The organism is Paenibacillus sp. FA6 (assembly GCF_051550225.1).
Taxonomy (GTDB): Bacteria; Bacillota; Bacilli; order Paenibacillales; family Paenibacillaceae; genus Paenibacillus_AQ.
In genome coordinates, this window is sequence record NZ_CP188820.1 from 5,060,383 (window position 1) to 5,081,976 (window position 21,594).

21 protein-coding genes are annotated in these 21,594 nt (G+C 43.5%); 17 read left to right on the forward strand and 4 right to left on the reverse strand.

Features of this window, described 5'->3' with window-relative positions; translation table 11 throughout:
- Positions 1-44: 44 nt before the first annotated feature.
- Complete coding sequence (locus tag ACP8HI_RS22985; protein WP_438348438.1) at positions 45-854, forward strand: hypothetical protein; 810 nt, start codon at positions 45-47, stop codon at positions 852-854.
- Between the two features lie 22 nt (positions 855-876).
- Here the strand turns inward: ACP8HI_RS22985 and ACP8HI_RS22990 are convergent, their stop codons facing one another.
- The 3 genes from ACP8HI_RS22990 to ACP8HI_RS23000 form a co-directional block, all read right to left on the reverse strand.
- On the reverse strand, positions 877-1,344 hold the full coding sequence (locus tag ACP8HI_RS22990; protein WP_438348439.1) for a hypothetical protein: 468 nt from the start codon (positions 1,342-1,344) through the stop codon (positions 877-879).
- A gap of 197 nt (positions 1,345-1,541) precedes the next feature.
- Positions 1,542-2,405 (reverse strand): hypothetical protein, encoded by an 864-nt coding sequence (locus tag ACP8HI_RS22995; RefSeq protein WP_438348440.1) that lies wholly within the window; start codon positions 2,403-2,405, stop codon positions 1,542-1,544.
- Positions 2,406-2,493: 88 nt separating this feature from the next.
- On the reverse strand, positions 2,494-3,417 hold the full coding sequence (locus tag ACP8HI_RS23000; RefSeq protein ID WP_438348441.1) for a LysR substrate-binding domain-containing protein: 924 nt from the start codon (positions 3,415-3,417) through the stop codon (positions 2,494-2,496).
- 183 nt (positions 3,418-3,600) lie between these two features.
- Here ACP8HI_RS23000 and ACP8HI_RS23005 point away from each other — a divergent pair, with 183 nt between their 5' ends.
- The 9 genes from ACP8HI_RS23005 to ACP8HI_RS23045 all read left to right on the forward strand — a co-directional run bounded on the left by ACP8HI_RS23005 (position 3,601) and on the right by ACP8HI_RS23045 (position 13,944).
- Positions 3,601-4,575, forward strand: a complete 975-nt coding sequence (locus tag ACP8HI_RS23005) for an ABC transporter ATP-binding protein (protein ID WP_438348442.1) — start codon at positions 3,601-3,603, stop codon at positions 4,573-4,575.
- A 201-nt stretch (positions 4,576-4,776) separates the two neighbouring features.
- Positions 4,777-5,847, forward strand: a complete 1,071-nt coding sequence (locus tag ACP8HI_RS23010) for an ABC transporter substrate-binding protein (protein ID WP_438348443.1) — start codon at positions 4,777-4,779, stop codon at positions 5,845-5,847.
- A gap of 43 nt (positions 5,848-5,890) precedes the next feature.
- The gene (locus ACP8HI_RS23015) at positions 5,891-7,561 is read left to right on the forward strand and encodes an ABC transporter permease (RefSeq protein WP_438348444.1); all 1,671 of its coding nucleotides are present in this window, start codon (positions 5,891-5,893) and stop codon (positions 7,559-7,561) included.
- A gap of 3 nt (positions 7,562-7,564) precedes the next feature.
- Complete coding sequence (locus tag ACP8HI_RS23020) at positions 7,565-8,848, forward strand: MBL fold metallo-hydrolase (RefSeq protein WP_438348445.1); 1,284 nt, start codon at positions 7,565-7,567, stop codon at positions 8,846-8,848.
- Between the two features lie 165 nt (positions 8,849-9,013).
- On the forward strand, positions 9,014-9,343 hold the full coding sequence (locus ACP8HI_RS23025; protein ID WP_438348446.1) for an SPW repeat protein: 330 nt from the start codon (positions 9,014-9,016) through the stop codon (positions 9,341-9,343).
- A gap of 205 nt (positions 9,344-9,548) precedes the next feature.
- Positions 9,549-11,033 (forward strand): protein adenylyltransferase SelO, encoded by a 1,485-nt coding sequence (locus ACP8HI_RS23030; RefSeq protein WP_438348447.1) that lies wholly within the window; start codon positions 9,549-9,551, stop codon positions 11,031-11,033.
- Between the two features lie 215 nt (positions 11,034-11,248).
- The gene (locus tag ACP8HI_RS23035; protein ID WP_438348448.1) at positions 11,249-11,962 is read left to right on the forward strand and encodes an ABC transporter ATP-binding protein; all 714 of its coding nucleotides are present in this window, start codon (positions 11,249-11,251) and stop codon (positions 11,960-11,962) included.
- Positions 11,955-13,553 carry a hypothetical protein gene (locus tag ACP8HI_RS23040; protein WP_438348449.1) on the forward strand — a complete coding sequence of 533 codons (1,599 nt, stop codon included), beginning with the start codon at positions 11,955-11,957 and terminating at the stop codon, positions 13,551-13,553. Before ACP8HI_RS23035 ends, ACP8HI_RS23040 begins: the two co-directional genes overlap by 8 nt.
- Positions 13,554-13,656: 103 nt before the next feature.
- Positions 13,657-13,944: an alpha/beta-type small acid-soluble spore protein gene (locus tag ACP8HI_RS23045; protein ID WP_438348450.1), complete on the forward strand. Its 288-nt coding sequence runs from the start codon at positions 13,657-13,659 to the stop codon at positions 13,942-13,944.
- Between the two features lie 283 nt (positions 13,945-14,227).
- Here the strand turns inward: ACP8HI_RS23045 and ACP8HI_RS23050 are convergent, their stop codons facing one another.
- A complete protein-coding gene (locus ACP8HI_RS23050) occupies positions 14,228-14,356 on the reverse strand; it encodes a polysaccharide biosynthesis protein (RefSeq protein ID WP_438351956.1) in 129 nt (42 codons plus the stop codon).
- A 385-nt stretch (positions 14,357-14,741) separates the two neighbouring features.
- Here ACP8HI_RS23050 and ACP8HI_RS23055 point away from each other — a divergent pair, with 385 nt between their 5' ends.
- The 7 genes from ACP8HI_RS23055 to ACP8HI_RS23085 all read left to right on the forward strand — a co-directional run bounded on the left by ACP8HI_RS23055 (position 14,742) and on the right by ACP8HI_RS23085 (position 21,419).
- Positions 14,742-15,449: a response regulator transcription factor gene (locus ACP8HI_RS23055; RefSeq protein WP_438348451.1), complete on the forward strand. Its 708-nt coding sequence runs from the start codon at positions 14,742-14,744 to the stop codon at positions 15,447-15,449.
- A 3-nt stretch (positions 15,450-15,452) separates the two neighbouring features.
- A complete protein-coding gene (locus ACP8HI_RS23060; RefSeq protein WP_438348452.1) occupies positions 15,453-16,679 on the forward strand; it encodes an ATP-binding protein in 1,227 nt (408 codons plus the stop codon).
- Positions 16,680-16,886: 207 nt separating this feature from the next.
- Positions 16,887-18,137 (forward strand): ArnT family glycosyltransferase, encoded by a 1,251-nt coding sequence (locus ACP8HI_RS23065; protein WP_438348453.1) that lies wholly within the window; start codon positions 16,887-16,889, stop codon positions 18,135-18,137.
- Positions 18,131-18,883 (forward strand): glycosyltransferase family 2 protein, encoded by a 753-nt coding sequence (locus ACP8HI_RS23070; protein WP_438348454.1) that lies wholly within the window; start codon positions 18,131-18,133, stop codon positions 18,881-18,883. Before ACP8HI_RS23065 ends, ACP8HI_RS23070 begins: the two co-directional genes overlap by 7 nt.
- The gene (locus tag ACP8HI_RS23075; protein ID WP_438348455.1) at positions 18,873-19,274 is read left to right on the forward strand and encodes a DUF2304 domain-containing protein; all 402 of its coding nucleotides are present in this window, start codon (positions 18,873-18,875) and stop codon (positions 19,272-19,274) included. Before ACP8HI_RS23070 ends, ACP8HI_RS23075 begins: the two co-directional genes overlap by 11 nt.
- 2 nt (positions 19,275-19,276) lie before the next feature.
- Positions 19,277-19,621 (forward strand): EamA family transporter, encoded by a 345-nt coding sequence (locus ACP8HI_RS23080; protein ID WP_438348456.1) that lies wholly within the window; start codon positions 19,277-19,279, stop codon positions 19,619-19,621.
- A gap of 25 nt (positions 19,622-19,646) precedes the next feature.
- Positions 19,647-21,419, forward strand: a complete 1,773-nt coding sequence (locus ACP8HI_RS23085; RefSeq protein ID WP_438348457.1) for a copper amine oxidase N-terminal domain-containing protein — start codon at positions 19,647-19,649, stop codon at positions 21,417-21,419.
- The last annotated feature ends 175 nt before the right edge of the window (positions 21,420-21,594 follow it).

Below are 21,594 nucleotides of genomic sequence, written 5' to 3' on the forward strand. Positions count from 1 at the left end.
TTTAAAATTACTGATACTATAAATAAAAAAAGGAGTAGAGGATAATGATTTATAAAGCGGCTCCTTATATTTTGATTATTGGCTTACTCATTATTGTTTCGGATGGTCTCTGGGTCGTAGATACTTATGATTCGTATGTTACCTATTCGAAAGAAACATATATCTATCTAGTTCTCGGAATATGCTTGACGATTATTGCGTATTTGATCATCCAGCATGAAAGAAGGCGGGTTACTCAGACCATAAATAATGATTCAGGAACAGGCAAGGATAATCGGGTTTTCATCAATAAGATGTGGAGACAAAAGGAGAAGGTTGGAGGCAGACTGATTGTTTTTTTTCTTGTTACGCTGGTCATCATATCTATTTTTGATTTCGGGGTGGCGGTCAGTCTGCTGCAACCCATTCTGTTCTTGGGATTTCTCGGATTTTCGTTTCTTTATATTATGAAGGATGAGGGCGAGGATAAAGAGGGGGAGGACATTCAACCCAAAAGTCATAAAATTCGGTATTTACTGCGACAGATCGATTACAGAGAACATCCCTTCAGCTTAGCGCTGATCCTTTTTATTATGATTGTCTTGTCATTTATGTTATCTAAGCATTTCGGATTTGAACTGAGTCTGGGGACAAGTGGTAATTCCAACTATGTCATGAGTTTACCAGATGGGGCTTGGTTCTTAGCTGAATTAGTTTTTGCTTGTGGGTTTATTTATATCATTCAGCATTGTCATTTCTTCGGAATTCGTCAAGCGAACCAGGGTGATGATAAGGTGATGCTGATACACTTTGCTGAAATTATTATTTGCGGGGCAACCTTCTTAATCTGGATAATGACATTAGTATTGCACTAAAGGCCATTTCATTGGTCAAACCTTAGTTCAGCAGGAACTGCCCTATTCTCGCCATAGCCTTTAACTGGGCCCAGCAGATGATGGATGATACAACAAAAACTAGAGCAAAGAATAGAAGCACAACGGCTTTCATGATTTGCGTCCGCTTGCTGTCCGGTTTCTTGCGAACTTTGCTGGGTAAGCCGTCCGTCCGCTTAAAGAGGAGCCACGTTCCTACTATGGAGCCGGTGACCAGGATACCAAAAAGCAGGAAGGTAGCAATCCGTTCAGCTGTGTAAGCGATCAACTCTGTGCCTTCTAGACCGGGGACGAGTTTCATGAACCAAGGGTAGATAGCAGCGACGAAAAGGGAGACAATAAACAACACCTGTACCGGCTTCAATATCCGGTCGAACAGTTTGGATAATAGCCCAGGTGGGTTCCTTTTCTGTTCTCGGCGTACGCGTCGCTCGGCGTTTCTCCGTTCAATCATTGCTCTTTTTGATTTCATGTCCGCCTTGTCTCCTCTGGTTTCGGTACTTGCTTGTAATACTAAGAATAGCAGAGGGGGGGCGGGTTGGACAATTGCGACTCCTTATTATAAAAGGACTACTGAGGATATCTTCAGTAGTCCTTTCCTCTTACCACATCCAAATATCCCATTAAGGAAATGAACCTGCCTGTGGAGCGGTAGACGATGGAACTGGGCTAGTAACGATTCAGCATTAATTGGGTTTTTAGCCCGTCTGCCGGAATGAGCCAGCCTTTATCGTTTAAGCTGTTAATAAGTGCTGTACGGTTAATGCTGGCAGTGTTATAATCCGCTGTTTTGAACGATATTTCTACAAGTGGCTCAATGCCTGTTCCGGCTGCATCACGTATCGGCCATATTTCTACATCTACCTCTAGCCCATTCCAGCTACCTTCGTATTTACTGGTAAGTACAGGGCCGTAAGCGCGGGTATTTTGAAGCTGTGTCTTGCCCCAATTGCTGGCGCCCCAGTCTTTCAACTTGCCGGGTAACTTGTCCAGTAGTAGCCCGCGGGTAACTGCTTCTGATGGAAGTCCTAAGGCGCCATTTAATGAAGTGCTGACCTTTTTGTCCAGCGATATGCTTAAGGTTTGCTTGCCATATCCCCAATCTACCTCAGCCTCATAATTATCATCCGTAATATCAAAGCCTTCACTATTCGCAAGGGTCAAAGCAGCTCCGATATCGCCATTTTGAATCGCATATCGTTTTTTATAGTTTAACTCGTAGTTGTCTTTACTTTCCTTTTTGCGAAAACGAACGTTCCAGCCACTACCATCGAGATTTAGGTTGTTGGTATCAAAGTACTCGACATTAGCCTGCTTAGGACTGGATAGATTGAATTCGGACAGTATAGCAGGGGTCAGTAGATGACTCCCATCCAATACTTGTGTAGAATCCAGCAGCAGCTTGACCTCGTAGGATGGAACCATGTTAGCCTCCTGTCCTTTCGCCTGAACTGTCTCACTTGCCTGCAATACCGATACCAACAGTGTCGCGCTCAGGAACATTGCACTTGCTTTTGCCAACCAATGTTTCATCCTCTCAACTCCTATTCATGAATGGGATTACAATTACTACTCTAAAGGTCCATTGTCATGAAGATACCAAATAAGGATACTGGTTTTGTTAATTATTCCAATAATTAATAGATGAGAGATGAGAATTTTTAAAACCTAGATGTAGTGCATCAATAAATTTCTCGGTCAATTGGGATTCATAACGATCCTTGTTATAGCAGCAATAGATGGAACGCTGGAAATGGGCATTAGGTATTTGTCGCATGAGCAAGTGTCCTCGCTTAAGCTCATCTTGTACAGCCAGACCTGAAATAAAGGCAATATGTCCGGCCCGTTGCACGGTCTGCTTGATGGCTTCGATCGAATCTAGCTCGATCGGACCAATCAGACCAACCTGGTGATCGTTCAGCCACCTCGTTGTCATTTCCCTTGTACTTGAGTCTTTGCCATGAAGAACAAAATTAGCCGTCGCTATCAAGCCCGGATTGAGCACTTCATAGGAAGCCAAATGATGATCAGGTGAAAAAATGACAACCAGCTCATCCTCGCAGAGGCTCTGAGTAGATAAGAAAGACATCTCAAAAGGCTCAGAGGACATGATCCCCAAATCAATCTCATGATTCCAAAGCATCTCTTTAATAATCGGCGCTGGCTTAACCAGTACCGATAATTCTATGCCGGGATTCGCCTTGGAGAAATCACTCAGTATCTCCGGTAACACGTAGGTGGCCGGAACATAGCTGGCACCAATGGTGAGATTACCTCTTGCGAGACTGCCATATTCCATCACGACACGTTCTGCTTCACGGGTCAACTTGTTGATGCGGGAGGCATAATGGAGTAGAGCCCTCCCAGGTGCAGTGAGTAGGGTCTTGTCCGAACGCGACTCAAACAGTTTGACGCCCATATGCTGCTCCAACTTTTTCATATGATAAGTGATGGTCGGCTGCTTTAGTTCCAGTGCGTTGGCAACCGTTGTGATTTTCTTATGCTTTTCCAGAAGCTCAACAATTTGGTATTTCAGCAAATTCATGTGCTAACGCCTCCAATTCCGCTTTATCCACTCACTGTAGCATAGAAAAATTCGATGAATGTTAAAACAAATCCACTAAAAAGTTAATCTTTCCTTTACATAGCTAAGACAAAGGGAGAATAATCCACCATTATACTGATAACAAGACTGATATAAGTTAAAAGAATAGGCAGGTTAACAAAAATGGGAGATATCACTATCCGGCTTTTAGAGAAGTCCTTTGGTTCAGTTCAGGCGCTACGCCCTTCAAACCTGACGATTGCCAAAGGCAGCTTCACTACGCTACTTGGTCCTTCAGGCTGCGGCAAGACAACACTGCTACGGATGCTGGCTGGACTTGAAACTCCCGATGCAGGTGAGATTCATGTGGATGGAGAGTGCTATTATTCGAAGAATCAACGAATTAATAAGCCAACTCACCAGCGCAATTTTGGGATGGTATTTCAGGATTTTGCACTTTGGCCGCATATGACTGTTTTTGAAAATGTCGCTTTTGGCCTGCGCGCAGCCAAAAGGAAAAAAGGCTTAAAGGAGTCCGTACTTCATGCGCTGAAAACCGTACGACTGGAAGGTAAAGAGATGCGATTTCCGCATCAGCTCTCTGGTGGTCAGCAGCAGCGGGTGGCATTTGCTAGGGCGATCATAATGAAGCCACAGCTCGTGCTGTTCGATGAGCCGCTCAGCGCCCTTGATGCTATGCTGCGCGATGAGATGCGGGCAGAGCTGTTGCATTTAGTCAAGGAGACCGGTGTTACAGCACTCTATGTCACACATGACCAGACAGAAGCGATGAGTATGTCGGATGAGGTCGTGGTGTTGAAAGAGGGAGAAATATTACAACGAGGGACGCCTGAGCGTATTTACAGCGCCCCAGCACATCCCTTCGTCGCCCAGTTCATAGGCAAGTCGAATTGGCTGATGAAGGATAAAAGAATGGTTCGACCCGAGCATATCCGCTGGAGGGAGGAGAACACCGCTGATCATCGCTTTGAGGGTACGTTACGTCATGCCAGCTACATGGGAGATCGCTATGAAGTTGAGCTGGATATGCATAAGGATCTTGGAATATGGACAGCGTACTCTCCTTCCCGGTTGTCAATCGGTGAGACGATGCAAGTATATGTATCTCCAGAACATGTACATGATGTCGTGTTATAAGAGGTTGTTCAAAAAGTCATCTTTTGATCACGAAGCATATCAAGAGGCCTAATCGACGTCGAAGATTGAATTCAGCCGGTCTTCTCGGTGCTGGAAAATCGACTTTTTGAACTCACACTATAAGTTATTCGATTCGTTAATGTAAGTTCTGAATCATGCCAGTCTGAACAGGCGGCGCACTATGAATAGGGGGAAATACAAATGAAAATTGCTAAACAAGGTAGGATGCTTGCTTTGACAGTATGTATGGGAATAGGTTTAGTCGGTTGTGGAGCAGCGGGCAACAATGCAAAACCTGCGGAGACAGCTCCGGTAAAATCAGTATCAGCACCGGTTGAGCAGCAAGACACGGAAAAGAAGCTGAGCGGCACTCTAACCGTCTACAGCGCAGGTCCGGAAGGCTTGGCTAACAAGATCAAGGAGGGCTTTGAAGTCAAAACAGGTGTCAAGGTAGAGATGTTTCAAGGGACAACGGGGAAAATACTTGCCCGTATGGAGGCTGAGAAATCAAATCCAGCCGTAGATGTTGTTGTACTTGCTTCACTGCCGGCGATGCAAGGGCTTAATCAGGATGACATGCTCTTGGGATACCCAGAGGCTGCCAACGCGGACAAACTAATTACGGATTGGTCTGATAAAGACGGACATTATTTCAGCTATAGTGCATCAGCACTTGGCATCGTCTATAATACGAAGCTTGTTCAGACACCCCCTACTTCATGGGCAGATTTAGGCCAGCCAGAATGGAAGGGCAAAGTGAATATTCCCGATCCATCCTTATCTGGCTCTGCGCTAGATTTCATCTCAGGTTATCTGAGTGATGCAGGGGAGAACGGTTGGACACTCTTTGACAGCTATAAGCAGAATGGTGTAGCGATGGCTGGAGCTAATCAGGAAGCGCTCGATCCGGTGATTACAGGAGCCAAATCCGTTGTTGCAGCTGGTGTTGATTATATGGCTTATAAAGCGAAGGCCGCAGGAGAGCCTATTGATATTGTTTACCCTGAGGAAGGAAGTGTCATCAGCCCGCGCCCAGCAGCTATTATGAAGACGAGCACAAACACCGACAATGCCAAAGCATTTATCGATTATCTGATTTCAGATGAGGCACAAAAGATGGTAGCTAACGCATACTTACTACCAGGTCGCTCGGATGTTGAGGCGAAAGATCGCACGAATGCTAGTGAGATAGCCACTTTCAATGTGGACTGGCAGTGGATGAATGACAACAGTGATAGTGTTACAACGAGATTCACACAATTGTTTAAGTAGGATAGGTAGCTCGGTGGTTCGGGCTTAGATGGGTGGTACGACAATGCAAACCAATACTTTCAAATCATATAGATGGATCTGGCTAGTGCTGGCACTGCTGTTACTTGGCATGTTGGTGCTAGCACCGCTGATGATGATCTTTTGGACGAGTCTGTATCCTGACCAGACTTTTGATTTACAGGCGCCGCTACGTAATATCATGCAGAGCGATCTGGGTGAGGTACTGTTCAATTCCATCTGGTTGGGGTTATGTGTCATTGCCTTAACAACAGTGCTAGCATTTCCGCTGGCTTGGATTATGGCGAAGACGGAACTGCGACGTCATAAATGGCTGGATATTGTGCTACTCATTCCGTTCATGACTCCTCCCTACATTGGTTCGATGGGCTGGATGTTATTTATGCAGACCAACGGTTATATGGAACAATTTATCCCGGCGGCTTCAGCTTGGACCCCTGCGTTCTTCAGCTTCGGGGGGATGGTTACCATTATGGGCCTGCATCTGTTTCCTTTCCTGTATTTGTTACTTCGCAATTCGCTTCTCCAAATCAGTGGGAACATGGAGGAAGCAGCAGCTGTGCATGGGGGTGGACTCTTTTACCGTATTAGACGGATCGTTCTTCCCCTGCTCTTATCAAGTTATGTCATGGGTGCGTTATTAATCTTCGTCAAAACGATAGCGGAATTTGGCACGCCCGCGACCTTTGGCCGTAAGATCGGCTTTTATGTCATGACATCGGAAATCCATAAATACATCTCAAGTTGGCCGATTGACTTCGGTAAGGCAACGTCACTTGCTTCTGTCTTACTCGCCTCTTGTTTGGTCATGTGGTACATCCAGAGCGTTATTAGTAGCCGTTATTCTTATCGTCTGGTCGGTGGCAAGGGGACTGTTAACAAATACGCTTCCGTTAAAGGTTGGAGAGGCTTCCTGTGCTGGCTCTATATCGGTCTGCTATTATTAGCTTCGATCGGGGTTCCATACTTTTCAATTATTATAGCATCGCTACTCAAGCTGCGTGGCGAAAGACTCGCTTGGAGCAATCTGACGCTGCAACATTACACTGATTTATTAGCTCCTGGGTCGGAAAGTCTGAACGCGCTGTTGAACAGCTTTGGCTTGTCGATCGTTGCATCGACGATAGCGGTCGTGCTAGGCACTTGGTTTGCGCTAACCGTGCAGCGCTCCCGCACACCGGGACAGAAGCTCGTTGACCTGTTCAGCTTATTACCTAATACAGTGCCGGGTATCGTCATTGTTGTCGGCTTAATTCTGTTGTGGAATGCCAAATGGATGCCGATTCCGCTGTATAATACGTACGGCATGGTGGTGCTGACCTATGTCATTCTATTCCTTCCCTACACCGTTCAATACGTGAAGTCCAGCTATGGACAGATCGATCCTATGCTAATGCAGGCGGGCCATGTATTTGGCGGACGCAAGCTGTATGTCCTGCGAAGGATTCTGATTCCACTTCTGTTGCCGGGAATGCTGGCAGGGTGGATGATGACCTTTACGATATCCAATCGCGAGCTGGTTGCGTCCTTGCTGATTCTGCCGCCCGGCATGAAGACTTCAGCGACATATATCTTCGCCCAGTTCGAGCAGGGGGCGGTATCGATGGGAATGGCTATGGCGGTTATTTCCGTCGGCATAACGACTGCGCTACTGCTTGCAATGTCTTATCTTAGTTCAAAACAGAAAGTGGAATAGCCTATGACTCATTTAACCGTTTGGGGAGGGGCCGGAGAACACGGCCGCTCCTGTTATTTATTGCAGCATGAAGAGCAAGTCATACTACTGGATTGCGGTGGGAAAAAAGAACACGGGGGCCAGTATCCACTCATAGGTGAAGAAGTCCTACCTCGCCTCAAGGCAGTGTTTCTATCCCATGCTCATGAGGATCATTCGATGGCTATCCCGTTATTATATAAGCATGGATTTAAGGGGCAGGTATGGACAACCCGTACAACTGCACAACAGCTCCCAGTGTATTTTGAAGCGTGGAGTCGTTATGCTCGTTCTCAGTCCATTGATCTGCCTTATGATGATCGACATATTGCTGCTATTGATTATGTGTACCTGGAGGATAAATCTGTTTCGGGTCATTGGGTGGAGGTGTTCCCCGGATTGCGGATGAAATGGGGCCGTAGCGGTCATCTTCCCGGTTCGGTGTGGTTTGTGCTGAGTTGGGCGGGCAAACTGATCTACTTTTCCGGGGATTACACGGAGGAGTCCGGCTTACTTGCTGCTGATCGACCTGTGCTTTTGCCGGGACAGCAAGCCTATGCAGATTTGGCAATTATAGATGCAGCTTATGGAGCTGACCCAGGTTCTCAGGCGATCGGGCTAGAGGAACTTGAAAGAATAACCCGAGAGAAATTGCGGCAGAATGGTACTGTGCTCTATCCCGTACCGACCTATGGTAGAGGTCAGGAATTACTCGTGTGGGCGAGCGAGACCTTTCCTGAAGCAGATATAATTGTGGAGCGAGCGCTCATGGAGAAGCTTCACCAACTTGTGGAGATGCCAGATTGGTTGCATGACAATGCACTTGCACGTATTGAGGCGCTGCTTGCCTGCGACAGACTGAACATTGTAGCTGACAAAGAGGCACGCGAGCAGGCGTTATCCCGAACGGAAGGGGCAATTATTTTTACCGATGACGGTATGATGCAATCTGAAACCGCGCAATGGTACTATAAGCGGCTAGCCTGCTCGGCGAACAATGCTGTTATTCTGACAGGTCATCTGGCTGCTGGCTCGCATGGCGAGTTACTGTTGAAGACGAGTAACATCGGTGCTCAGGTACATCATGTCCGGTATAAGGTCCATCAAGGTTTGCCTGATGTTCGAAACATGCTGGAGTGGATTCCAAGCAAGGCCACAGTTCTTGCACATGCCTCCAAGACACGCACGGATCGTTTGCTCACTGTACTACGGGATGAAGGTCATCATACGCTTCATTCGCTCTGTCCTGGGGAGATGCTGACTTTTTAAAGATGCTAAAAATGTGAGAGTATCAAAGAGAAATGGCTGTGTTTCAGGGAGTACACCTCCACGCTGGCTGGACATTTGTTAATAAATTGGTTCTGATCAATCTCCAAAAGGCATACGTTAAAAATGTAAGTGTCGTAGTACAGTATTTTATCGGGGGTGTTGGTCATGAAGTTGAGGAACGGATTAGCAGCTATTATTGGTATCTGGTTCATCATCTCACCATGGATCTTTGACTATTCCGATCAGGAAGGAGCCTTGTGGACCAGTGTTGCTGTCGGAGCCGTCTTGTTGATTGTATCTGGCTGGGCTTTGTGCCAAGAGGATTCTTCAGGGTGGGCTGTATGGCAGACTTGGGTCTCACTACTCGCCGGAATTTGGTTTGTCATTCAACCTTTCGTTTTCTCACTGGAATCAGGGGCAATGTGGACCACGGTTATTTTGGGTGCAGTCACGATTATATTGAATCTGTGGACGATGGCATCCGCGAAGTCCTGAAGGGAATCATAAGTGGATTAAACAATCACAGAAGCAGAAATCCGGGTTACGGATGTTGCTTTCTGTGATTGTTTTTTCTTGTCCATCTTTTGCATAGTAAGAGTATAATAAATGGGAAGAAGTAGACCCTAAAAGGACTTCTATATGTAAATATGGGGTTAGATAAATACATAGCATTCAAAAAAATGAAAAGAAGGTGATGGCAATGACAAAGAGAGATGAAAGATTAGAGGCGGGTTGGAACTTTGAACATAGTTATGCTCGTCTGCCACAATTATTCAGTAGCCGTATTAACCTAACGCCTGTAAGTTCGCCACAGCTTGTTATTCTCAATGAGAAGTTGGCAACATCTTTAGGGTTAAGCATTGAGGCGCTACAAAGTGAAGAAGGCGTAGCGGTGCTTGCTGGCAGCAGAATTCCGGAGGGGGCTGAACCCCTTGCTCAGGCTTACGCAGGTCATCAATTTGGGAATTTCACGATGTTAGGGGATGGACGGGCTGTGTTACTTGGCGAGCATATGACTTCCCAAGGTGAACGGTTGGACATACAACTAAAGGGTTCAGGTCGAACGCCATACTCTCGCGGAGGGGATGGACGGGCCTCACTTGGGCCGATGCTACGCGAATACATCATTAGTGAAGCGATGCATGGCCTTGGAATTCCTACTACTCGTAGTCTAGCGGTGGTAACGACGGGTGAATCGGTCATTCGCGAGAATGATTTGCCAGGTGCCATTATGACTCGCGTGGCTGCCAGTCATTTGCGTGTAGGTACGTTTGAGTATGCTTCACAATGGGGAAATGTTGAAGATCTTCGGGTTCTTGCGGAGTATACATTACAACGACACTTTCCAGATGTGGGAAGGATTGAAGATGTTGAGAACCGTTATCTTCATTTATTTCAGGAGATCATCAAACGTCAGGCGATACTGATTGCAAAGTGGCAATTGGTTGGCTTTATTCATGGAGTAATGAATACCGATAATATGGCTCTTAGTGGCGAAACGATTGATTATGGTCCTTGTGCATTTATGGATACCTATGACCCTGCGACGGTGTTTAGTTCCATTGATAGACAAGGTCGCTATGCTTATGGGAATCAGCCGAATATTGGTAGTTGGAATCTTGCACGCTTTGCTGAAGCCATATTGCCATTACTTCATGACAATCAATCTGAAGCCGTCGAACTGGCTCAGGGTGCGTTATCAGAATATACTACGCTATATTATGATACTTGGATTGCAGGAATGAGAGCGAAACTTGGCATATTTAATGAAGAGCTAGAGGATGAGGCGCTCATCAAGGATCTCCTCAGTATGATGGATACGTATCATGCGGACTATACGAATACTTTCCTTGCCTTAACTTTTAATACGGTAGAGGATATAGTTCTGTCTGGTACTCCTGAATTTATTCAATGGCATACGTTGTGGCAGGAGAGACTAGAAAGACAGCCGGAATCGAAAGACGCAGCACATGAGTTGATGCGAAACAGCAACCCTGCGGTTATTCCTCGAAATCATCGGGTAGAAGAGGCGTTAGAAGCAGCAGTGAAAGATGGAGATTACAGTGTCATGGAGCAACTGCTAGATGCTCTTTCTAATCCCTATGCACACTCACCAGAACAGGTTGTATACGCTACTCTACCTGAGGAGTCAACTCGTCCTTACCGAACCTTTTGTGGGACATGATAGTGAAATAGGTAATAGCCACTAACTGAGATTAAGTTAAATAGTTATCAAAAAGTATGATGAAGAAGCGACCATTACTCGGTATTATAACGGGGTGAGGTCGCTTTGTCTTTTTAAATTATAGATATAGTAAGTGAACGATTTGCATAGGTTGTACGTATTATAGTTAACGTTATTTAAGAGTTATACATAGACGAATGGAGAGGTGGAAGAGAATGCTTACAATTAGACATTTTTCCAAAAGTTATAAGGGTGGTAAAAAGGCAGTAAACGATTTGAATCTAGTAGTCGAGCGCGGCGATATTTATGGCTTTATCGGACATAATGGTGCAGGGAAGACAACGACTATCCGGGCAGTGGTTGGTGTCCTTGATTTTGAAGAGGGGGATATTGAAATTGACGGCATCTCAATTAAGAAGGACCCTGTAGCTTGCAAAGCGAACACGGCTTACATTCCTGATAACCCAGATCTGTATGATCATCTTACGGGCATACAGTACTTGAACTTTATTGGCGATCTTTTCAAAGTATCCTTAGCAGATCGGGAGTCACTTATTCAACAGTACGGTGATGCCTTTCAGATTACAGCGAATTTGGGTGATATGATCTCATCGTATTCTCATGGTATGAAGCAGAAGCTTGCTATCATCTCTGCACTCATTCATAAACCGAAGCTGTTAGTACTAGATGAGCCCTTTGTTGGACTTGATCCGAAGGCTGCCCACACATTAAAGACAATCATGGCCGATCTGTGCAACAGTGGGAGTGCCATTTTCTTCTCAACGCATGTGTTGGATGTGGCGGAGAAGATCTGCAATAAGATTGCGATTATCAAAGCGGGTCAGTTGGTTACCCATGGCAAGACGGAGGACGTTAAAGGTGATTATAGTCTTGAAGATGTATTCTTGGAGCTGATAGCCAATGATTAATATATGGAGATTAACGAAGATACAGTTGCTGTCTTCATTCGGTGTGAATAAAGCGTTGCATACAAGTGATGTTAAGGAAAAACGCAAATTAATTGTATTAAGCATCGGAATTTTGATTGGTATAGTGATGGCAGGAGTAGTCTCGTTTGGATATAGCTATGCAATGGCATTAACCTTTGAACAACTGGGTAGGATGGATCTGTTGCTTGCTATTATGATGGCTGTCACTTCTGTGATTGGGTTCTTCACAACGATCTATAAGGCTAGCAGTGTATTGTTTAGCTATAAAGACTACGACCTACTTATGTCACTGCCCATCAGGACGAGTGATGTTGTAGCCAGTCGTGTTCTTCAGCTTTATGTGCTGAATCTATTTTTTGTTCTGATAGTGATGTTACCAGCAGGAGCAGTTTATGCTATAAAAGTAAATCCTGGGGCGTTATACTATCTATTTTTTCTCATGACACTTTTCTTTATTCCGTTACTACCCATCATTGCTGCAACGGTTATTGGCTCACTCATTAGCTGGATTGCATCCCGTTTCAGAGCTAGTCGAATGATTAGTCTCGTATTGACCTTCGCGGTAATTATTGTATTTATGCTTGGTTCATTTCGGATGAAAGGTGACGAGCAAATGCTTGCTGATATGGGCAGGGAGCTGGCAGATATGATATTTAAGCTCTATCCTCTTGCGAGCATGTATGTAGATGCCGTGTGTTCATATCAACTCGGTTCACTTGTTCAATTTATTGTAATATCACTACTTGTCTTTATGTTATTCTCCACTGTGCTCAGCACAAGATATAAAGCTATTCATACTGGCTTAACAACCTCGCATGCAAGTAGTAAATATACGATGCAACCTTTGGGGGTAACCTCGCCATTTCGTGCATTGTATAAGAAGGAGCTGCGCCGCTATATTAGTTCTTCCTTATATGTGTTGAATACAGCGATGGGCATGATTCTATTACTTGTAATGTCAATTTCATTATTATTTACTAGTCCGGAAAAGTTGGGAGAACTTATAGAAATCCCACAATTGTCTGATTATTTGAGCACATTAGCTCCACTGGTCGTTTCTTTGTTTGTCGTTCTGAGTTGTACAACGTCGAGTTCCATTTCTCTTGAAGGTAATCATCTGTGGATTGTAACAAGCTCACCTGTGCCAAAACACACTATCCTGCTTAGCAAAGTTGCCGTGAATCTTACCGTTACCATACCTGCCCTAGTGATTAGTTCTGTGATGCTAATGGTATCGCTTGGCACGGGATGGATGGAAAGTTTACTGTTACTTATAATTCCACTGATATATGCCTCGTATTCCGCATTGATGGGCGTGATTGTTAATTTGAAGCTTCCAAAGCTAGAGTGGACAAGTGAAGTTACCGTCATTAAGCAGAGTGCGGCGGTCCTTGTATCTATGCTTCTTGGGTTCATTAGTCTAGTGATTCCACTAGGTATATTCCTTCTTCTATCTCCTGTAAATGGAAATCTCATTTTGTTAGGTATAGGGATAGTGATGCTAGTACTATGTGGTGTTATGTATAGATATATTCGGATCCATGGGGAGCGGTTGTTTCAGTTGCTCTAAGAGCTAGTAAAAGCATTTTAAATATGATGCTGCCACACTCCAATCGGGATGAAACCATGTGCCTCTGGGTATGTTAGGGGAAACGACATCGAAGGAGTGCATCATGATGGCCAGAGGAAAAAGAAGATATGTGGTACCAGGGGTTGAACAGGGGATGCAGACTTTCAAAGCAAATGTAATGAAGAATGAGGGATATGCCGTTGATCCGAATCGACCGGACGACGTGAAATACGAAGTGGCTAAGGAGCTTGGTGTACCTTTGCAGCCAGGTGACAATGGCGGTCTGACTTCAGAATCGGTAGGCCATGTTGGAGGTAAAATTGGTGGTGCCATGGTTCGGGAAATGGTTCGTCTTGCTCAAGAGCAACTAGTGAAGAGGGAGGAACCATAGAAGACTTCTAGGATGAAGGTTGACCAATGAGGCCGTACAGGGTTGCGGCATGGATTAGTTTAGTATGGGTGTCTTTCAATATATCAACAATGGCGTGTGGTAAGTAACTATTTAGATAGACAGCTCTTGATGGATCTAAATCACACGCTTGATTTAAAATATCTATGCCATTTATATTTTGGCAATAAGGGGACGATGTTCGCGAAAAGGTAGTGACTTCGTGACCCTGTTCATGTAAATATAATGAGAGAGCCTTCTTCAAGATGTTTCCCATAATTCAGATCTAGGTTATCTGCAGGAATTTTGTAAAAGTCCCCATATTCATTGCTTTTGCCGCTTCTTCTCTAGTAAGAAGTACTTCGTAAATTTTTTCCCCGTGACGAGTGCCAATAATGTCAATTCCATTGTCCACTTCAAACAATTCTATCAGTGCTTGCTACATAATCACCCGTTGCTTCAGCGATACATCTATTGTATGAATTACTAGCACCCATATTTTTTTCATTCACTAGGATTAAAAGTAGGTCTTTTCCTAAATGCTATATGCATGTTATCGTCCAATAGTACCGAATAAATTCGATGACTAGTCCTCCATGCCGTTAGAATGATACGGTGAACTATACCATGAAAAAGTTAAGTGAATCTTAAGGATTAGAACATAACAATCTTAAGGTCTGTCTGTTAACCTGATATGGTACGCAACAATGTAAAGGTGCGTTTATGATATGCTATGTGCAGTTCATATCATATCGAACTCCCACTACGATATTCAAAATATACAAAGAGGTGTCCATTGAATGCCCAAAGAAACCATTCTTCTCGTAGATGATGAGAAGGAAATTGTCGAACTTATGGAGATATACTTGAAAAATGAAGGATATATTCTGTATAAGGCTTCGAATGGCCTCGAAGCTCTAGAGCTACTGCAATGTCACCCCATTGATTTGATTATTCTTGACGTGATGATGCCTAAGATGGATGGAATTCAAGCATGCATGAGAATCCGCGAACATAATAACACCCCTATCATCATGCTATCTGCTAAAACTCAGGATATTGATAAAATATCTGGTCTCAGCATCGGAGCCGATGACTATGTAACGAAGCCATTCAATCCTCTCGTCTTGATGGCCCGGGTTAAATCACATCTGCGGAGATACAAGCAACTCAATAACAACCACACTTCCAAAGCTAACGAGATCGTCATCGACGAATTGGTTATCAATATTGCTACCCATACTATAACGGTTGACGAGCAGGAGGTTAACCTGACTCCACGGGAATTTGCTATATTGAAGTTCCTCGCTATTAATCAGGGCATTGTGCTGAGCATGGACAAAATTTATGAAGAGGTGTGGAACGAGCCTTTCATGGAATCTAAAAACACCGTGATGGTCCACATCCGTAAACTCCGTGAAAAAGTCGAGAAAGATCCACAAAATCCTAGGTTCATTAGGACGGTCTGGGGAATCGGCTATAAAATGAAGTCTTCAAAGGAGGCCTAGTTGATGGTCAATACGAAGTCTTTTAATTCGATCCGATGGAAGTTTCTTTTAATTTTAATGATTAGCATCATCCTAACATCTCTGGTCCTACTGATAGGTCAATCGCTGGGCAGCTACATTATTGAACTCCCTTCCATTAACCCCCCCTTAAAGTGGGTGATTAACACGATTGGGTCTAAGCCCTTATTGTATATTTCAGGGTTTCTATTATTTTTCCTTTTTTATTTTTGGACCAGTCGGCCGATTATTCACTACTTACAGGAAATTGCAGACTCTTTGGTAGAAATGACAAAAGGAAAATTAAGCACTACTATACCCGTGAAATCAGCGGATGAACTTGGAAACATTGCATTGAATATCAACCATGTTACTGAAGAAATAAACAGCTATTTGCAGCAAATTAAAGAGGGACTGAATGAGATTGCTAAAGGGAATTTCAATACCCATATCAGCGTTAGATCGGACAATGAATTAGGGGCAGTAGCTGAGAGTATTAATCTGATGAGTGCACAGCTATACGATTCCATTCAAGAAGAAAGACATGCTGAGAAGACCAAGAACGATCTGATAACAGGAGTATCCCATGATTTGAGAACCCCACTAACCTCTATTCTGGGATTTCTGGAGCTGATTGATAAGGACCGTTATATAAGTGAGGTGGAGCTTCGCTATTATATAAACATTGCCTATGATAAATCATTAAGTTTAAAAAAATTGATCGATGACTTGTTTGAATACACACGCATTAACAACGGTATGCCTCTTAATCTGAGGGAATTGGATATTACGGGTTTCTTCCGTCAACTTACTGAGGAATTTGTCCCAAGTATGGAAAGGTCAGGTATGATTGCCCGAATTCATGCACCTGAGCAGCCTATAACGATACGCGTTGATGGAGACCAGTTGGTTCGTGCTTATGAGAATCTCTTGTCCAATGCCATTAAATATGGAAATGATGGCAAGGTTATAGATATTCATATTCTTAAAGAAGATGATGGACAGGTTGTTGTTCAAATCAGTAACTATGGAAATCCAATTCCGGAAAGGGATCTACCATATATGTTTGATCGGTTCTACCGAGTCGAGCAATCAAGATCGAAGGAAACGGGCGGTACAGGACTTGGGCTTGCCATTACGAAAAGTATTATTGAGGTTCATGGCGGAGAGATTTCTGTGACGAGCTCCCGAGTGAAGACGACTTTTGAGACCCGATTTCCAGCCCATTCATAACATTCATTAAACTAAACCTCCGCTGAAATGTGGAGGTTTTTTTGCGTAGCATAGATAGGCTCCTCGTTGTACTCCAAATATACTGATTTTATTAAGCATTTATTAAGGATTTATTAAGGACCTTGATAGCTATCCGTTAAGAACTCTCTAGTAATCTTATAGACATAGCTTAAGTTCAATTCATTTCTTAAAGGAGAACCGTCGATCATGCCCATCTTATTATCCAAAGCTTATACCCATAAGAAACCCATTCTCATCGTTCTAATCATTCTTATTTTCGGTTTAGCCACCTTTTTGCGAATCGATTTCATTCAGTCGGTCCAGCACAATGTATCTCACGACACCATTCATTATGACTTGATGGTGAGGCAGCTACTGGAAAAGGGAGTTTACGCTTATAAGGATACGATACCAAATGCTAAGGTTACCCCTGGATACCCGCTTTTCATGGCAGCTATATATAAAATAGTGGATTACAAAAGTAATGATCCCTTTCCTTATATCCGCTATATTCAGGTACTCATCAGTCTCATGACATTATGGATGATTTATCGAATTTCACAAAAGCTTAGCGGGCAATTCGTTGCTCTCATAGCGCTCTCTATCGCTGCTGTGTACCCGCCCTTTATATGGAGTAACGGAGCAATTCTCACCGAGACACTTGCGGCGTTCGTTCTCATAATGTATGTATATCTGCAGCTGATTACGTTTGAAAAAAACACGAAAACGTTCGCTCTAATAAGTGGTGCATTGGTGGGGCTCTTAGTACTAATACGTTCTGAATTTCTCATCATTATTTTCCCGATCTACGCAGTACACTTTTTTCAGAAAAGAAATATTCGGCTTACGCTCAGGCTTCTGTTATTTACCTGCATCGGGACAGGCATCATACTAACACCTTGGGTGATTCGAAATGTGATTACAATGAATGAGGTCATTATCGCCTCCACGCAAGTTAATCCTTTTCAAGCTGGAACCTATCCGGACAACAACTATGAAGACGGCATGGTTGACCGCAAGGGTAAAACGCAGATGGAACTTGCCAAAGAACGAATAAAGGTTGGATTTACAGAGCACACTTGGAAATTCACTAAATGGTACACCGTAGGCAAATTGAAATACATCTACTCCCATATGTATTTTGGAAGTGGTCATACACCATTGTATCCGGTGTTGCCTAGTTTATTAAGAAATATGTTACATCTAGGTTTAGTCAGTTTCTCAGTAGTTGCTCTTGCCGCCTTTACACGAAAATGGAGAGCGCCTTATGTTCTGCTTGGGGTTATTTTCATGGTCATGTCTGTTATCAGATTGGCTTTCGTACCTGAATTTCGCTACAACTATACCGTCATGCCACTAATTATCATTATGGATAGTATTGTTATTACAGCCATTTTACGCTGGATCATTCACCCGCACATCACTACATATTTAGCGAGGAGAGAAGAGAAATGTTAAACAATATAGACATCCATTCGATCAGACCGAAGGTTCTCGTTATTGTCCCTGCTTACAATGAAGAAGAAGGCATCGAACATGTTATTTCGCAAATACACAAAGATATAGACTATGTAGATATTCTGGTTGTGAATGATGGTTCCACGGATGATACGGGCCGACTTGCTCAGAAGGCAGGGGCACAAGTCATCAATCTGAGCTGTAATTTGGGCATCGGAGGTGCAGTCCAGACCGGTTATCGCTATGCAGCTAATCATCATTACGATTACGCTGTTCAGATTGATGGCGATGGCCAGCACAACCCCATCAATCTGAACTCCTTACTAGCCTCTATGATAGAGAATAAATCAGATATGGTAGTAGGATCACGTTTTATTGAAAAGACCGGCTTTCAGTCCACCTTTACCCGGAGGATCGGTATTGAACTGTTAGCTACACTCTTAACAAGGCTTACCGGCCGGAAGATTACCGATCCGACCTCCGGCTATCGTCTATGTAATCGCAGAGCTATAGCTTTGTTCGCTCAGGAGTATCCTACTGATTACCCTGAAGTGGAAGCGTTGATGCTACTGTATAATCGTTACTGCACTTTCACTGAAGTGCCTGTCGTGATGAATGCACGTCATGGCGGCGTATCCAGCATTTCGTCATTTAAATCCATCTACTACATGTGCAAGGTAATCCTAGCTGTACTTATTATGAAAACGAAGAAAAAGAAAGTGTGGGAATTAGGTTATGAATCCTAACATTTATATGTTTAGTTTTGGAATCAGCCTCACCTTTGCTGCTAGCATTCTCTATCTGATCCGCAAACGTAAGTTAAGAGAGCAGTACGCATTACTATGGCTTTTATTAAGCATATTCATGATGGTATTATCTTTATTTCCTACCATTCTCGACTACTTAGCCCATCTGCTCAATATCGACTATGCGCCCTCACTTCTCTATTTGATAAGTGTTGTAGCCATTCTGTTTATTTTACTCCATTTGACTATGGCTGTATCTTCACTGGCTCATCGCGTCATTGTGCTAACCCAAACCATTGGACTACAGGAGAAGCAAATTTACGAACTCACAGCTCGAACTCCTAGTGAACAAGAAGAGAAAGTTTCCTGTGCGATCGAGGTGACCCCATAAAGATGGCTTACTTAATCCTATTGCTTAATATTGTGTTCCTTGTGGCTGGACAACTCGTTTGGAAAATGGGGCTCCATCAACAGGGAGGTATGCATTTAAATAACATGTTAACCGTTATGTTCTCGCCACTCGTTCTATTAGGCATATCCTTTTACGGTATAGCTACCATATTATGGTTGTTTGTTCTATCGCGTTTGCCATTAAGTTTGGCCTACCCTATGCAAAGTCTCGCGTACGTCATAGGCATTATCGCTGCATGGAGTATATTCGGAGAGGTGGTTCCTTTAAACCGTTGGATTGGAACTGGCATTATTTTAATCGGAGTAGTGATTATAGGAATGAAATGAAAATGAATAGGAGTTATCAAACCATATGAAAGTACAAAAGTTAGCAATTGTTACTCTTATTATCATCTTAGCTCAAATAGGAATAGCTGTACCGATGCAGGCTGCACCAGCTGCCGACGCGCAAGTAATAAATGGAGTCAACCTATCCAATGAACTTATTATTTATGTAAATAGTAGTACAATAGAATTCAAAGAAATCAAGACGACTTCATCCCGTAAAACGGATGTAAAACAAGGGGTCTCCTACGTAAGCCTACGTTCTATCGCAGAGCTTATAGGATATTCTCTAAAATATGGAGCTGAAAACAAAACAATCACCCTAGTTAGCGGAAGTTATGAAGCGGAATTCACATTAAACAGTCCTACGTATCAGGTTAATGGTGCCTCTAAAACCATGAGAGGGGCATCTTACCTAGATGAGGGTGTATTCATGATCCCATTAACATCTTTGACCACGGCCTTTCAAATTCCATATACACTAGAGGGTAATAAAATTTCTTTGAAAATCCCTGTAGAACCATCTGCTCCAATTCAGCAGAATCAAGCTCCTATAGCTTATTTTACAACTGATAAGGATAAATATCGTATGGGTGAACTTATTACGATTACAGATCAGAGCACAGATGAAGAGAACTCTATCGTTGATCGTAAATGGGTGAACGATAAACCCGCCTTTTTCCAACCGGGAATCATTGAAATCGTATTAGAAGTGACGGATCAGCATGGCTTGACTTCAGTCTATAAACAACAAATTGAAATTACGTCAGAGACTCTCTATAGCTCAGAGGAATTTGCAAAGCTGTATACACCCATCGGCAATAATTTCGAAGTCCATGGAAGCTCAGTATTATCAATGAAAGCACTACCCTATACATTCACAACGGAACCTTACACTTTATTTCGCGCAAGCGGACCCGAGACTGTTAATTCTGAAGGCATTCTTTATCAGGATACCATCATGGGCCCTACCCGTTTTATGATCCATCATATGAATAATTTGAACGAAAAAGCTAAATTTTATATGATTGCAGAAAATAAAAACGAAGTTACTGCACACCTAGATATTCAGAGTTTAGGCATAGCGGGACCGTCCCCTTATCCTGAATTGTCAGGAAGGTTAGCCGGTACACGATATTTAAATTCAGCCATTACGGGGAATGAACACCAGGATATCGAGCTTGCGGCAGGAGAAAGTAAAGTGATATTCGAGGGATTAAGTACCTTAGCCGCTGCTTCTGGGGATGTCATTTCTATGAATGGTGACCTTATGAGCGATTCCCCTATTCAATACACGATCCTTATGGTCACAGCCGATCATAACCCTCTCGAAGTAATATCCACCCTACCCGACCTTGACCCGCATGAATCTATTGTTCGTGGAACCTTTGCAGATTCAACACGCATTTTCGAATATAATGGACTCGTGGGTGAATCTGCCCAACGGTTGCCACTTACGGACAATACGACAGATCCTTTTCAACAAGGAAGAGACGGAATTAAGGGCACGATTGCTACCAACTCGGGGAATTATGGGGTTCTGTACAAAATTGTTCTAAATCACGTGAATGCTAATACAATCATCGCGTTTAATCCACGTGGTGGCCGGTATTTCGGATCAGCTAGAGTTAATCAGAATGTAGTTGATATTAAGCACAATTCATCCATACAGGATTCTGCATCCGTTCTGTATCGAACACAGGGCGCCGAGGAAAAGGTAGAACTTTGGATTTCGCCAGCTGCTGGAAGTAATTTACCATTCACATTGTTATTCCTGCCCCTGCCTGCGAATAAAGAATAATAACACTAATTAATCAAAGCGCGGCGTAACAAATTGAAAATAGGCCAAGTAACCCGGTGATTTTTGGAAAATAACTTATTTTACAAGGACTGTCTCGAAGGTCATCAGACCTAAGGGGCAGTCCTATCTTTTTATCGATGAACCGTTCCAATTGAAGCATTAAATACCCGAAGAT